Origin of the sequence: Pantoea sp. B_9 (assembly GCF_008632015.1) — a bacterium.
In the GTDB taxonomy this organism is placed as follows: Bacteria; Pseudomonadota; Gammaproteobacteria; order Enterobacterales; family Enterobacteriaceae; genus Pantoea; species Pantoea dispersa.
Map to the genome: position 1 here is coordinate 362,603 of NZ_VWVL01000004.1, position 14,421 is coordinate 377,023.

Here is a 14,421-nt window from a genome sequence, read left to right on the forward strand (position 1 = left end):
AATAACAAGATTGTCACAATAAATCACGGGCTTTAACCTTAACTTAGTGATTTTAAACAAGTAGTTTCTGGTGAAAACAATGATCGAAATCAAAAAATACTGTTATAGTTTTAGCCATTCCCACTGTTTCTTTTTGTTCTCGCCGCTTGCCTTACAATTGGCGTGAATCTCTTCCGACGTCACGAAATAATAATCTTGTGCGTCAAACTTGTTAATTATAAGTAAAAATTCGGTGCAATCTTGTGGCAAAGAGGTAAGCAATGTTTGGATTAGATGCCTTCCACCTGGCCAGGATTCAGTTCGCCTTTACTGTTTCCTTCCATATTATTTTCCCGGCCATCACCATCGGTCTCGCCAGTTTCCTGGCGGTGCTCGAAGGCATGTGGCTAAAAACCCGTAACGAGACCTATCGCGATCTCTACCACTTCTGGTCCAAAGTCTTTGCCGTTAACTTCGGTATGGGCGTGGTGTCCGGACTGGTGATGGCGTATCAGTTTGGTACCAACTGGAGTGGCTTCTCGCAGTTTGCCGGCAGTATTACCGGTCCGCTGCTGACCTATGAAGTGCTCACCGCCTTCTTCCTTGAAGCGGGCTTCCTCGGCGTGATGCTGTTTGGCTGGAACCGCGTTGGGCCGGGCCTGCACTTCTTTGCCACCTGCATGGTTGCGCTCGGTACCATCATCTCGACCTTCTGGATCCTCGCGTCCAACAGCTGGATGCATACCCCGCAGGGCTACATCATAGAGAATGGCATCGTGGTGCCGCAGGACTGGTTCAGGATTGTCTTCAACCCGTCGTTCCCGTACCGCCTGTTCCATATGTCGGTGGCGGCCTTCCTCGCCAGCGCCTTCTTTGTTGGCGCGTCTGGCGCGTGGCATCTGCTGCGCGGTAACGACAACCCGGCAATCCGCAAAATGTTCTCTATGGCACTGTGGATGGCACTGATCGTTGCGCCGATTCAGGCGATGATCGGCGATGCGCACGGCCTGAATACCCTTGAGCATCAGCCGGCAAAAATTGCGGCGATTGAAGGCCACTGGGAAAACCCGCCGGGAGAATCGACGCCGCTGATTCTGTTCGGTATTCCGGATATGGATGAAGAGCGCACCAAATATGCGTTGGAAGTGCCGTACCTCGGCAGCCTGATTTTGACCCACAGCCTGGACAAACAGGTCCCGGCGCTGAAGAGCTTCCCGAAAGAGGACCGCCCGAATTCGCTGGTGATCTTCTGGTCGTTCCGCGTCATGGTGGCGATGGGCCTGTTGATGATCACCCTCGGCGTGCTGAGCCTGTGGCTGCGTTACAAAAAGCGGCTGTATAACTCCCGGCCGTTCCTGTGGTTCGCCCTGCTGATGGGCCCGTCCGGCCTGATCGCCATTCTTGCCGGCTGGTTTACCACGGAAATTGGTCGTCAGCCATGGGTGGTGTACGGCGTGCAGCGCACCATTGATGCGGTGTCGGCGCATGGTGATTTGCATATGAGCATCAGCCTGCTGGCCTTCATCCTCGTCTATTCGTCAGTGTTTGGTGTCGGCTACGTTTACATGATGCGCCTGATTAAGAAAGGTCCGCTGACCGGCGAGGGTAAAGATGTGCGCCACGGTGGTCCGGGGCAGGATAAAACACCTGCGCGTCCGCTTTCTGCGGCCCATGAGAGTCTGAACGAACCGCAGGAGGGTAAATAAATGATCGATTTCTCCATTATCTGGTTCGCCATTATCGTGTTCGCCACCCTGATGTATATCGTGATGGATGGCTTCGATCTTGGCATCGGTATCCTGTTCCCGTTCAACAAAGATGCAGTTGAGCGCGACATGATGGTGAATACCGTTGCGCCGGTCTGGGATGGTAACGAAACCTGGCTGGTGCTGGGCGGTGCCGGTCTGTACGGTGCGTTCCCGCTGGCCTATTCGGTGATTGCCGATGCGCTGGCCATTCCGCTCACCGCGATGCTGATTGGCCTGATTTTCCGTGGCGTGGCGTTTGAGTTCCGCTTTAAGGCCACGGAAGAGCACCGTGCGTTCTGGGATAAATCATTTATCGCCGGTTCACTGCTGGCGACCTTCAGTCAGGGCGTTGCGGTCGGTGCGATTATCGACGGCTTCCCGGTGAAAGGGCGCGAGTTTGCCGGCTCGGCGATGGACTGGCTGGCGCCGTTCCCGCTGTTCTGCGGCGTCGGTCTGGTGGTGGCGTACGCGCTGCTGGGCTGTACCTGGCTGATCATGAAAACCGAGCATGAACTGCACCGTAAGATGTCCGCGCTGGCGACGCCGCTGGTGATCGCGCTGCTGCTGATTGTCGGCATTATCAGCCTGTGGACGCCGTTCACCCACGATGCGATTGCGCACCGCTGGTTCAGTCGTCCTAATCTGTTCTGGTTCCTGCCGGTGCCGGTACTGGTGCTGCTGTGTTCGTGGGGCATCGTGCGCGCCATCAAGCGTGAGGCGCACTACTCGCCGTTCCTGCTGACGCTGGCGCTGGTGTTTCTCGGCTTCTCCGGCCTCGGTATTAGCGTATGGCCGCACATTATTCCACCGTCGATCACCATCTGGGACGCCGCGTCACCGCCGCAGAGTCAGGCCTTTATGCTGGTCGGTAGCTTACTGATTATTCCGGTGATTCTGGGTTACACCTTCTGGAGTTACTATGTGTTCCGCGGAAAAATCAAAGCCGACGAAGGATACCACTGAGATGCAAACCGAGGTCAGCAATATGAACAACCCCACTGAAACGAAAGCCCCCTGGTGGAAGCGCGTGCTGTGGTTAGTAATCATCTACGGCGCAAGCGTGCTGGCACTGGGCGTGGTGGCATCACTGTTTCGTATGATGATGACGGCAGCGGGCATGCGTTCGCACTGAGTGGTCGATGAGGGCAGGCACGCCTGCCCGGCATTATCGGTCGCCATAAATGGCGACCCTGCAAGGTAATGCACGATGTTCGCAGGGTGCGCATTGATGCGCACCGATCATGTGTCGGCCCATCAGATTGACCAGCATTTGGTCGCCATTCATGGCGCCCCGACAGAGTACCGGCACGATTTTCGTAGGGTGCGCATTAATGCGCACCGCTATGCGCAGGCAAATCACTGCTCAATCATGCGATGCCGTTAAGACGATAAAAGGTTAGTTACCTAAGCAATTAATGCTTTTCGCGTCTCGCTGTCTTTACTCTTCCTTACGTTATCCATACGATTTTGTTATATTTATGTGACGGATTACGCAAAAGCACCGCCTTTCCCAACCCATTCAATTAAAAAAAATGCTCAGCCTGAATCTGAAAAAACAGTACATCAACGATCTGGTGGACTGGATCGAGGCCAATCTGACCGACGAGCTCAACATCGATCTGATTACCCTGAAATCCGGTTACTCCAAGTGGCACATGCAGCGCATGTTCAAAGAGATGACCGGCCAGACGCTGGCCTCGTACACGCGCAAACGTCGTCTGACGCTCTCTGCCATGGCGCTGCGCCTGACCAGCATGCCGCTAATTGATATCGCCGTGCGGTTTGGCTTTGATAATCAGCAAAACTTTACCCGGGTGTTTAAAAGCCACTTCGCCATGACGCCAGGCGCTTATCGCCGCATTCCTGAGATGCAGATGAAAGACTTCCACAGCCGCATCTCCACCCAGCGGCAGTGGGTGAGTGCGCGCCTGGCAGAGAAGCCGGAGCTGAAGTTGTGTGGAGAAGTGATCGAGTGGGAGTGCCGCTTCGGCGAATACATTGACCACCACAATCACGTGGTGGCGCAGCATACGCGTGATTTCATCGCCTTCGCCGGCCAGCACGTGCAGCGTGGCTGGCTCGGTTTTCAGTTCAGTCCGGGCGTCAACTCCAGCGATCAGCAGCATATCAGTCTGTTCCAGGCGCTGGAGAGCCAGTACGCCGACGTGCTGACCGGCAATGTACAGAACTGGACCGGTGAAAGCGGACTGTATGCGGAGATTGACTGGCACGGCGCGCCGGAAGAGATCAATGCGTTCACCGCAGAGGTGTACTACAACCATCTGCCTGCGCTCGGCGTGGCGCGGCGGCCGGGCAAGGATCTGATTAAGCTCGATCTCCGCTACAGCACGCCGGATCTGCTGCAGGGCACCTTTTACATTCCGGTTAAAGTCGGATAATGCATAAATCGTGCGGTAAACTGTGATAAACCGCACGATTTTATAAATTCCTGTGCCTGAGTGGCGTAAAATCCTTCACTGAAACCTGACTGACCGTGGAAAACACTGTTTGCCACTTCTCAGGCTGGATCATCACCTGCATGCCTGGTCCATTCCGGACCGTTATAGTGAAAAGACAAAAAATTATGCGACTATTACCGTTGTTACTTTCAACAGCGCTTGTGGCGTTTTCCGCGCTGGCAAGTGCCCAGATGGCTGAGCCTTTCTCACCGCCAGGCGGTCTGCATCCGCATCAGCCTCACTGCGCCCAGCATGAGATTGCCGGCGATAATGCGCTGCCACAGCAGCGTACGGATGACGTGACGCTGCTGACCTGCACTAACCACCAGGCCTGACGGCGCGCTACCTGCTTAGTGACCAGCGCCGTATTGCGTCCGTCCGCTTTCAGCCTCTCCCTCCGCTGCAATACGCCCGGCCTGGCGAATAACTCGAAAATCCCGAGCAATAAACGAGACATAAGCTGCTTTTAACGAGGTGTTACAGCGGCTAAACTTCTCCACCAAATGTCTCTGCTCAGGAGGAGTTGTGAACAAACCCCGTAGTATTCGAAGCTTGCTGAAAAGCTTTATCGAAAGTGACGCCAGCAACGGCATGGTGCTGATTCTGGCGGCGGTGGCGGCGATGGTGCTGGCCAATAATGCCGCCACCGCGCAAGGCTATCAAAACCTGCTGGCGGAGCCGGTACAGATTCGCTTCGGCGCGCTGGATATCAGCAAAAACCTGCTGCTGTGGATTAACGATGCGCTGATGGCGCTGTTCTTTCTGCTGATTGGCCTCGAAGTGAAGCGCGAACTGATCAGCGGCGAGCTGGCCAGCCGCGATCGCGCGATCTTCCCGGTGATTGCAGCGCTGGGCGGCATGGTTGCGCCGGCGCTCATTTTCCTGCTGTTCAATCATGATAACGAGGTTGCCCGCAACGGCTGGGCAATTCCCACGGCCACCGATATCGCCTTTGCGCTCGGTGTGCTGGCGCTGCTCGGCAGCCGGGTACCGGCGGCGCTGAAAGTGTTCCTGATGGCGCTGGCGATCATTGATGACCTCGGTGCCATCGTGATTATTGCGCTGTTCTATACCAGCGATCTGTCAGTGCTGTCGCTGAGCGTGGCGGGCGGCGCCATCGTGCTGCTGGCGATCCTCAATCGCTGCGGGGTGCGCAACATCGCGGTGTATATGCTGGTGGGCGTGGTGCTGTGGACTGCGGTACTGAAGTCCGGCGTGCATGCCACGCTGGCGGGCGTGGTGGTGGGCTTCTTTGTGCCGCTGGAGGAGAAAGAGGGACACTCACCGGCTGAGCACCTGGCGCACGGCCTGATGCCGTGGGTGAACTGGCTGATCCTGCCGCTGTTCGCGTTCGCCAACGCCGGCATCTCGCTCAGCGGCATCACCTTTGGCGATGTGCTGTCGCCGGAGCCGCTTGGCATTATCCTCGGTCTGCTGATTGGTAAACCGTTAGGTATCACGCTGTTCTGCTGGCTGGCGGTGAAGCTGCGGCTGGCGGCGTTGCCTGGCAGCACCACCATTCGCGACATTATGGCCATCGGCGTGCTGTGCGGTATCGGCTTTACCATGTCGATCTTCATCAGTTCGCTGGCGTTTGACGCCGCGCATGAACAGCTGGTGACGTTCTCGAAGCTGGGCATTCTTAGCGGTTCGCTGCTGTCGGCGGTGATAGGTTACACGCTGCTGCGCATCAAACTGCGCTAATAAGGAGAGGCGCAAGCCTCCTTTATGGTATGAATCAGCTCAATTTTAATCATCTCTACTACTTCTGGCAGGTGTGCAAAACCGGTTCGGTGGTGCGCGCCGCTGAAGTGCTGTGCCTCACGCCGCAGACCGTAACCGGCCAGATCAAAGCGCTGGAAGAGCAGCTGAATGGCGTGCTGTTTCGCCGTCAGGGGCGCGGCCTGGTGCCCACCGAGCTGGGGCAGCTGGTGTTCCGCTATGCCGATCGCATGTTTATGCTCAGCCAGGAAATGCTTGATATCGTTAACTACCGCAAGGAGTCGCATCTGCTGTTTGATGTTGGCGTGGCGGATGCGCTGTCAAAACAGCTGGTGAGCAAGGTGCTGGAAACGGTGGTGATGGCCGGCGAGAAAATTCAGCTGCGCTGCTTTGAATCCACGCATGAAATGCTGCTGGAGCAGCTCAGCCAGCACAAGCTGGATATGATCCTCTCCGACTGCCCGATAGATTCAACCCAGCAGGCCGGGCTGTTTTCGGTCAAGCTCGGCGAATGTCCGGTTAGCTTCTGGTGTAATGCGCCACTGCCTGAGCTGCCGTTTCCGGCCTGTCTGGAGCAGCGGCGCCTGCTGCTGCCCGGCCGGCGTTCGATGCTGGGGCACAAGCTGCTGAACTGGATCCACAGCCAGGGGTTACAGGTTGAGATTCTCGGTGAATTTGATGATGCGGCGCTGATGAAGGCGTTTGGCGCGCAGAATAATGCGATCTTTGTCGCACCGACGCTGTACGGGGATGATGTCTATCGTGACGATAGCGTGCGCGAGATCGGCAGGCTGGAGACGGTGATGGAGGAGTATCACGTTATTTTTGCCGGGCGCATGATTCAGCATCCGGCGGTGCAGCGCATTTGCCATCGCGACTTCAGCGCGCTGTTCAGCCACAGATCGCAGGCATAAATCGCAGGCATAAAAAAACCGGCGAAGCGCCGGTTCTTTTAACAAAGCGATAAACAGACGGCGATTAAGCCAGTTTGTTGATCTGAGCAGTCAGGTTTGCTTTATGACGTGCAGCTTTGTTTTTGTGGATCAGACCTTTAGCAGCCTGACGGTCCACGATTGGTTGCATTTCGTTGAATGCGTTCTGCGCAGCAGCTTTGTCGCCGGTTGCGATAGCCGCGTATACTTTCTTGATGAAAGTACGCATCATAGAACGATTGCTCGCGTTATGCTTGCGACGTTTCTCAGATGTTACGGCGCGTTTCTTAGCTGATTTGATATTAGCCAAGGTCCAACTCCCAAATGTGTTCTATATGGACAAATCAAAGGCCGAGGACTATGCCTTTTGCGCCTTCTTTTGTCAATGGATTTGTGCAATAAAGCGTCGTTTTAACCACGACACCCGCTTACGTAATTGATGGCGCAAGATTCTACCAGCAACACCGCGCTGAATACAGTATTTCGCAACAAAATTGTTGTGATGGGGCCGGAGCCGCCAGCCAGCGGGCGCCTGACGCTGAATCAGGCGCAGGAAAGGCACGCAGACGGGTTAACCTGAACGCTATTCAAGGGTATAATCCGCCGATTTCCACCGGTTTGAGTCAGCCATGAAGTTTATCCGCGGTATTTACAATCTGAAAGAGCAGCATCGCGGCTGCGTCCTGACCATTGGTAATTTTGACGGCGTGCATCGCGGCCACCAGGCGCTGATGGCGGAGTTAATTGCCGAAGGACGTAAACGCAACCTGCCGGTGGTGGTGATGCTGTTTGAGCCACAGCCGCTGGAGCTGTTTGCCGGCGACAAAGCGCCGGCGCGCCTGACGCGTCTGCGTGAAAAGCTCAAATACCTCGCACTGGCGGGCGTTGATGCCGTGGTGTGCGTGCGCTTCGATCGCCGTTTTGCGGCACACTCAGCACAAAGCTTTATCAGCGAACTGCTGGTCGACAAGCTCAATGTGAAATTCCTCGCAGTGGGGGATGATTTCCGCTTTGGCGCTGGTCGCCAGGGGGATTTCCTGTTATTACAGAAAGCCGGTGCGGAGTATGGCTTTGAGGTCATCAGCACCCAGACCTATTGTGATGGCGGCAAACGTATCAGCAGTACGGCGGTACGTCAGGCGCTGGCGCAGGACGATTTTGCTCAGGCGCAGCTGCTGCTCGGTCATCCGTTCAGTATTTCTGGCCGCGTGGTGCACGGTGATGCACTGGGACGCACCATTGGTTTCCCGACCGCCAATCTCCCGCTTCGTCGCACCGTGACGCCGGTAAAAGGTGTCTTTGCGGTTGAAGTGCTGGGGCTGGGCGAGCAGCCGATTCCCGGCGTGGCAAACATTGGTACGCGCCCGACGGTAAAAGGTCTGCGTCAGCAGCTTGAAGTTCACCTGCTCGACACACATATGAATCTTTATGGGCGCCACATTGAGGTGGTGCTGAAGCAGAAGATTCGCGACGAACAGCGTTTCGCTTCGCTGGACGCGCTGAAAGAACAAATTGCGAAAGATGTGGTGACGGCCCGCCAATTTTTTGGGCTAAAAACACCGGTTTAATGACCGAAATACGGAACCGAGAATCTGATGAGTGACTATAAATCTACCCTGAATTTGCCGGAAACGGGGTTCCCGATGCGTGGCGATCTGGCCAAACGCGAACCGGGAATGCTGCAACGTTGGTATGATGACAACCTGTACGGCATCATCCGCGCAGCCAAAAAAGGGAAAAAAACCTTTATCCTGCATGATGGCCCTCCGTATGCGAACGGCAGCATTCATATTGGTCACTCAGTTAACAAGATTCTGAAAGATATTATCGTTAAGTCGAAAGGCATGGCGGGCTTTGACTCGCCGTATGTTCCCGGCTGGGACTGCCACGGCTTACCGATTGAGCACAAAGTTGAGCAGATGATTGGCAAGCCGGGCGAGAAAGTCAGCGCAGCTGAATTCCGCGCAGCCTGCCGCAACTACGCGGCGGAGCAGGTTGAAGGCCAGAAGAAGGACTTCATCCGCCTTGGCGTGCTCGGCGACTGGGATCGTCCTTATCTGACCATGAATTTCCAGACCGAAGCCAACATCATTCGCGCGCTGGGCAAGATCATCGGTAATGGCCATCTGCACAAAGGCGCTAAGCCGGTGCACTGGTGCATGGACTGCCGTTCCGCGCTGGCGGAAGCGGAAGTGGAGTATTACGACAAAACCTCACCTTCTATCGACGTGATGTTTAACGCGCTGGATGCCGATGCGGTACGCGCGAAGTTTGGCGTTGCGGCGTCAGAAGGCCCGGTTTCACTGGTTATCTGGACCACCACGCCGTGGACCATGCCGGCAAACCGCGCCATCTCGCTGCATCCGGAGTTCGACTACCAGCTGGTGCAGATTGCCGGCCGCAGTCTGATCCTCGCGAAAGATCTGGTGGAATCGGTGCTGAAACGCGCGGGCATCAGCGAGTGGCAGGTGCTGGGCGAATGCAAAGGCGCCGCGCTGGAGCTGCAGCTGTTCCAGCATCCGTTCCTTGAGCAGATCCAGTCGAAAGTGGTGCTGGGCGAGCACGTCACGCTGGACGCCGGTACCGGTGCGGTGCACACCGCGCCAGGCCACGGTCCGGATGACTATGTGATCGGCCAGAAGTACGGCATCGAAACCGCTAACCCGGTCGGACCGGACGGCGCGTATCTGCCGGGCACCTATCCAACCCTGGATGGCGTTAACGTATTTAAAGCCAACGACATGATCGTTGCGCTGCTGCAGGAGAAAGGCGCGCTGCTGCACGTGGAAAAACTGCTGCACAGCTATCCGCACTGCTGGCGTCATAAAACGCCAATCATCTTCCGTGCTACGCCGCAGTGGTTTATCAGCATGGATCAGAAAGGCCTGCGTGCGCAGTCGCTGAAAGAGATCAAAGGCGTGCAGTGGATCCCGGACTGGGGCCAGGCGCGTATCGAAGCGATGGTCGCTAACCGTCCGGACTGGTGCATCTCGCGTCAGCGCACCTGGGGCGTGCCGATGGCGCTGTTCGTCCATAAAGAGAGCGAGCAGCTGCACCCGGATACGCTGGAGCTGATGGAGAAAGTGGCGCAGCGCGTCGAGCAGGACGGTATCCAGGCGTGGTGGGATCTCGATCCGCGCGATCTGATGGGCGATGACGCCGATCACTACGTCAAAGTGCCGGATACCCTCGACGTCTGGTTTGACTCCGGATCGACCAGCTTCTCGGTGGTGGATGCGCGTCCGGAATTTGACGGGCACGCACCGGATATGTATCTGGAAGGCTCGGATCAGCATCGCGGCTGGTTCATGTCGTCGCTGATGATCTCCACGGCGATGAAAGGCAAAGCGCCTTACCGTCAGGTACTGACCCACGGCTTCACCGTCGACGGTCAGGGCCGCAAAATGTCGAAATCAATCGGCAACACCGTGGCACCGCAGGATGTGATGGACAAGCTGGGCGCGGATATTCTGCGTCTGTGGGTGGCCTCAACCGACTACTCCGGTGAGATGGCGGTATCTGACGAAATCCTGAAACGGGCTGCCGACAGCTATCGCCGTATCCGTAACACCGCGCGCTTCCTGCTGGCGAACCTTGCAGGCTTCAACCCGGCGACCGACTGCGTCAGTCCGGAAGAGATGGTGGTAGTGGATCGCTGGGCTGTCGGCCGTGCGCTGGCGGCACAGCAGGATATTGTGCAGTCGTACGAGAACTACGATTTCCACGAAGTGGTGCAGCGTCTGATGCACTTCTGCTCCATCGAGATGGGCTCGTTCTATCTCGACGTGATCAAAGATCGTCAGTACACCGCGAAGGGCGACAGCCTGGCGCGTCGCAGCTGCCAGACCGCGCTGTGGCATATCGCTGAAGCGCTGGTGCGCTGGATGGCGCCGATCATGTCGTTCACCGCGGATGAGATCTGGGGCTATCTGCCTGGCGAGCGTCCACAGTACGTGTTCACCGAAGAGTGGTATCAGGGCCTGTTTGGTCTGGCGCAGGATGAAGCGCTGAACGATGCGTACTGGGCAGAACTGCTGAAAGTGCGCGGTGAAGTGAACAAGGTGATCGAGCAGGCGCGCAGCGACAAGCGCATCGGCGGCGCACTCGAAGCCACCGTCACGCTGTACGCCGATCCGGAACTGGCGGCGAAGCTGCAGGCGCTGGGCGATGAGCTGCGTTTCGTGCTGCTGACCTCGGGCGCGACCGTGGCGGATTACGTGACGGCCAGCGACGAAGCGCAGCAGAGCGAACTGTTAAAAGGTCTGAAAATCGCGCTGCATAAAGCAGAAGGCGAGAAATGCCCGCGCTGCTGGCATTACACTACTGACGTCGGCCAGAATCCGGAGCATGCTGCGGTGTGTGGACGTTGCTACACCAACGTAGCCGGAAACGGTGAAGTGCGGAAATTTGCCTGATGAGTAAACTGTGCTCAACCGGACTGCGCTGGGTATGGCTGGTGCTGGTGGTGATCGTGGTCGATTTTGCCAGCAAGCAGTGGGTCATGAACAACATGATGCTGCATGAAACTCAGCCGCTGATGCCGTTCCTGAACCTGTTCTACGCGCACAACTATGGCGCGGCGTTCAGCTTCCTGGCAGACAAAGGCGGCTGGCAGCGCTGGTTCTTTGCCGGTATCGCCATCGCCATTGTGGTGTCGCTGCTGGTGATGATGTATCGCAATCGCGCCAGCAATAAATTAACCAACATTGCCTACGCGCTGATTATCGGCGGGGCGCTGGGTAACCTGTTTGATCGTGCCTGGCACGGCTTTGTGGTCGACTTTATCGACTTCTATGTCGGTGACTGGCACTTCGCCACCTTTAACATTGCCGACTGCGGAATCTGCATCGGTGCGGCGCTGGTGGTGCTGGAGGGCTTTCTCAGCCCGAAAGGCAAACAGGTCACGAATAAATAAGGGTAACAGATGACAGACATCGTTCAGCGCGACAGCGCGCTGCTGGTGCATTTTACACTGAAGCTGGAGGATGGCTCGACGGCTGAATCCACGCGCGCCAACGGCAAGCCTGCGCTGTTCCGTCTGGGAGATGGCAGCCTGTCGGCGGCGCTGGAGCAGGAGTTGGTCGGGCGTAAAGTGGGCGATCAGCACGCCTTTACGCTCGAGCCGGAAGACGCCTTTGGCGCTGCCAGCCCGGATCTGATCCAGTACTTCTCGCGCCGTGATTTCATCGACGCGGGCGAGCCGGAAGTCGGTGCCATCATGCTGTTCAGCGGCATGGGCGGCAGCGAAATGCCGGGCGTGATTCGTGAAATTTCCGGTGACTCGATTACCGTCGATTTCAACCATCCGCTGGCGGGTCAGCGCATTAAATTCGAGATAGAAGTGCTGGAGATCGATCCGGTGCTGGAGGCCAGCGATGCAAATCCTGTTAGCTAACCCACGCGGTTTCTGTGCAGGCGTCGACCGCGCCATCAGCATTGTCGAGCGGGCGCTGGAGATGTATGGCGCGCCAATCTACGTGCGTCATGAAGTGGTGCATAACCGCTACGTGGTCAGCAGCCTGCGCGAGCGCGGTGCGATCTTCATTGAAGAGATCAGTGAAGTACCGGATAACGCCATCCTGATTTTCTCGGCACATGGCGTTTCCCAGGCCGTGCGGGCCGAAGCGAAAGCGCGCAGCCTCACTATGCTGTTTGACGCCACCTGTCCGCTGGTGACCAAGGTGCATATGGAAGTGGCGCGTGCCAGCCGTAAAGGCGTGGAAGCGATCCTCATCGGCCACGCCGGCCATCCGGAAGTGGAAGGCACCATGGGCCAGTACAGCAACCCGAACGGCGGTATGTATCTGGTGGAGTCGCCTGAGGATGTGTTTAAGCTGCAGGTAAAAGATGAAAACAACCTGTGCTTTATGACGCAGACCACGCTGTCGGTGGATGATACCTCGGACGTGATCGATGCGCTGCGTCAGCGCTTCCCGGCAATCATTGGACCGCGTAAGGATGATATCTGCTACGCCACCACCAACCGCCAGGAAGCGGTGCGCGTGCTGGCGCAGGATGCGGAGGTGGTTCTGGTGGTCGGCTCGAAAAACTCCTCCAACTCGAATCGTCTGGCGGAGCTGGCGCAGCGTGCCGGCAAGCTGGCGAAGCTGATTGATTCTGCGGATGATATTCAGGAAGAGTGGGTCAAAGGCGTGCAGTGTATCGGCGTTACCGCCGGCGCTTCGGCTCCGGATATTCTGGTGCAGCAGGTGATTCAGCGCCTGCGTGAGCTGGGCGGCGAAGCGGCGATTGAGCTGATTGGCCGTGAAGAGAATATCGTGTTTGAAGTGCCGAAAGAGCTGCGCGTCGACGTACGCAACGTGCAGTAAGCACTTCAATTTGCTGACAGAAACAGGCCGACAATGTTCGGCCTTTTCTTTATCCTTTATCACCTCAGCCGTGACTTCCAGCGGGCGGGATTGCTTTTACTGATAATCTATCGCGGCTGGCCTAAAATTCTTATTATCCCGTTATTATTGTGGCGTGACTGTTATCTGACCGTTAACCTGTTTACGCTTTGCATGCATAGTTTTGTATCAGGAATGAATAAATATGAGTGAAATCCGCATTGCTATTGTTGGTGCGCCGGGTCGCATGGGACGCAATCTGATTCAGGCCGCACAGCAGGCGGAAGGCGTGGTGTTAGGCGCGGCGCTGGCGCGCAGCGGTTCCTCGCTGCTGGGGGCGGATGCCGGTGAACTGGCGGGAATCGGCAAAACCGGCGTACGGGTGACCGACGATCTGCGGCAGGTGGTGAATGATTTCGATGTGCTGATCGATTTCACCCGTCCGGAAGGCACGCTGGAATATCTGGCGTTCTGCCGTCAGCATCAAAAAGCGATGGTGATTGGCACCACCGGTTTTGATGAAGCCGGTAAGGCAGCCATCCGTGAAGCAGCTGAAGAGATTGGCATCGTATTTGCCGCGAACTTCAGCGTAGGCGTCAATCTGGTGCTTAACCTGTTACAGCAGGCGGCAAAAGTGATGGGCGACTATGCGGATATTGAGATTGTGGAAGCGCATCACCGCCATAAAGTGGATGCGCCATCAGGCACGGCGCTGGCGATGGGAGAGGCGATTGCCGACGCCATGCACTGGAAGCTGGATGAGCACGCGGTTTACGTTCGCGAAGGCCATACCGGCGAGCGCAAGGCGCAAACCATCGGCTTTGCCACCGTGCGCGCGGGCGATATTGTCGGTGAGCACACCGCGATGTTTGCGGATATCGGCGAGCGCGTAGAGATTACGCACAAGGCTTCCAGCCGTATGACCTTCGCCAACGGGGCCGTTAAGGCTGCTGCGTGGTTAAAAGATAAGAAATCTGGCCTTTATGATATGCGTGATGTGCTGGATTTATCGATGTTGTGAGTGTTGTGAACCATCGTGATGTGGTTATTTCAATCGGTAAGATATTGATTGAACAGGGCAATGTTTTCATTGCCCTTTATTTTGTCTGTAAAATGGTAGTCTGATTGTTATTTTTGTTTATGATGGTTGTTTTTGTGACTTATCTGCGCGTTTTTTCATGGCGAGTGGCTTTTTTTGACCATTTGGTCAAAAATTTACGCAGTCAGCCGGTGT

At 56.4% G+C, this 14,421-nt stretch carries 14 protein-coding genes; 13 read left to right on the forward strand and 1 reads right to left on the reverse strand.

Translation table 11 applies throughout. The features are described from left to right. Nucleotides 1-260 precede the first annotated feature (260 nt). The 7 genes from F3I21_RS14785 (at nucleotide 261) to nhaR (ending at nucleotide 6,822) form a co-directional block, all read left to right on the forward strand. Complete coding sequence (locus tag F3I21_RS14785) at nucleotides 261-1,685, forward strand: cytochrome ubiquinol oxidase subunit I (protein ID WP_150059231.1); 1,425 nt, start codon at nucleotides 261-263, stop codon at nucleotides 1,683-1,685. Further along, nucleotides 1,686-2,690, forward strand: a complete 1,005-nt coding sequence (cydB, locus tag F3I21_RS14790) for a cytochrome d ubiquinol oxidase subunit II (RefSeq protein ID WP_058759654.1) — start codon at nucleotides 1,686-1,688, stop codon at nucleotides 2,688-2,690. 1 nt (nucleotide 2,691) lies between these two features. Continuing rightward, entirely contained in the window at nucleotides 2,692-2,859 is a 168-nt protein-coding gene (locus F3I21_RS14795) for a DUF2474 domain-containing protein (RefSeq protein ID WP_021507606.1), read from the forward strand. Nucleotides 2,860-3,259: 400 nt separating this feature from the next. Beyond that, complete coding sequence (locus F3I21_RS14800) at nucleotides 3,260-4,126, forward strand: helix-turn-helix domain-containing protein (RefSeq protein ID WP_058780419.1); 867 nt, start codon at nucleotides 3,260-3,262, stop codon at nucleotides 4,124-4,126. Between the two features lie 251 nt (nucleotides 4,127-4,377). Further along, nucleotides 4,378-4,521, forward strand: a complete 144-nt coding sequence (locus F3I21_RS14805; protein WP_164861030.1) for a hypothetical protein — start codon at nucleotides 4,378-4,380, stop codon at nucleotides 4,519-4,521. 190 nt (nucleotides 4,522-4,711) lie between these two features. Next, entirely contained in the window at nucleotides 4,712-5,890 is a 1,179-nt protein-coding gene (nhaA, locus tag F3I21_RS14810) for a Na+/H+ antiporter NhaA (RefSeq protein WP_031279712.1), read from the forward strand. Nucleotides 5,891-5,919: 29 nt separating this feature from the next. Then, nucleotides 5,920-6,822, forward strand: a complete 903-nt coding sequence (gene nhaR / locus F3I21_RS14815; protein ID WP_150059232.1) for a transcriptional activator NhaR — start codon at nucleotides 5,920-5,922, stop codon at nucleotides 6,820-6,822. A gap of 64 nt (nucleotides 6,823-6,886) precedes the next feature. On the opposite strand, the gene rpsT is transcribed toward nhaR, so the two are convergent. Next, on the reverse strand, nucleotides 6,887-7,150 hold the full coding sequence (rpsT, locus tag F3I21_RS14820; protein ID WP_013507813.1) for a 30S ribosomal protein S20: 264 nt from the start codon (nucleotides 7,148-7,150) through the stop codon (nucleotides 6,887-6,889). Nucleotides 7,151-7,469: 319 nt separating this feature from the next. On the opposite strand from rpsT, the gene ribF reads away from it, so the two are divergent. The 6 genes from ribF (at nucleotide 7,470) to dapB (ending at nucleotide 14,208) form a co-directional block, all read left to right on the forward strand. Then, nucleotides 7,470-8,408, forward strand: a complete 939-nt coding sequence (gene ribF, locus F3I21_RS14830; protein ID WP_150059233.1) for a bifunctional riboflavin kinase/FAD synthetase — start codon at nucleotides 7,470-7,472, stop codon at nucleotides 8,406-8,408. Nucleotides 8,409-8,435: 27 nt separating this feature from the next. Further along, the gene (gene ileS / locus F3I21_RS14835; protein WP_088516070.1) at nucleotides 8,436-11,255 is read left to right on the forward strand and encodes an isoleucine--tRNA ligase; all 2,820 of its coding nucleotides are present in this window, start codon (nucleotides 8,436-8,438) and stop codon (nucleotides 11,253-11,255) included. Continuing rightward, nucleotides 11,255-11,755 carry a signal peptidase II gene (gene lspA / locus F3I21_RS14840; protein ID WP_021507598.1) on the forward strand — a complete coding sequence of 167 codons (501 nt, stop codon included), beginning with the start codon at nucleotides 11,255-11,257 and terminating at the stop codon, nucleotides 11,753-11,755. Before ileS ends, lspA begins: the two co-directional genes overlap by 1 nt. A 9-nt stretch (nucleotides 11,756-11,764) precedes the next feature. Next, nucleotides 11,765-12,235, forward strand: a complete 471-nt coding sequence (gene fkpB / locus F3I21_RS14845) for an FKBP-type peptidyl-prolyl cis-trans isomerase (protein ID WP_021507597.1) — start codon at nucleotides 11,765-11,767, stop codon at nucleotides 12,233-12,235. Then, nucleotides 12,216-13,169 (forward strand): 4-hydroxy-3-methylbut-2-enyl diphosphate reductase, encoded by a 954-nt coding sequence (gene ispH / locus F3I21_RS14850; protein ID WP_021507596.1) that lies wholly within the window; start codon nucleotides 12,216-12,218, stop codon nucleotides 13,167-13,169. Before fkpB ends, ispH begins: the two co-directional genes overlap by 20 nt. 223 nt (nucleotides 13,170-13,392) lie before the next feature. After that, nucleotides 13,393-14,208 (forward strand): 4-hydroxy-tetrahydrodipicolinate reductase, encoded by an 816-nt coding sequence (gene dapB, locus F3I21_RS14855; RefSeq protein ID WP_150059234.1) that lies wholly within the window; start codon nucleotides 13,393-13,395, stop codon nucleotides 14,206-14,208. Nucleotides 14,209-14,421: the final 213 nt, after the last annotated feature.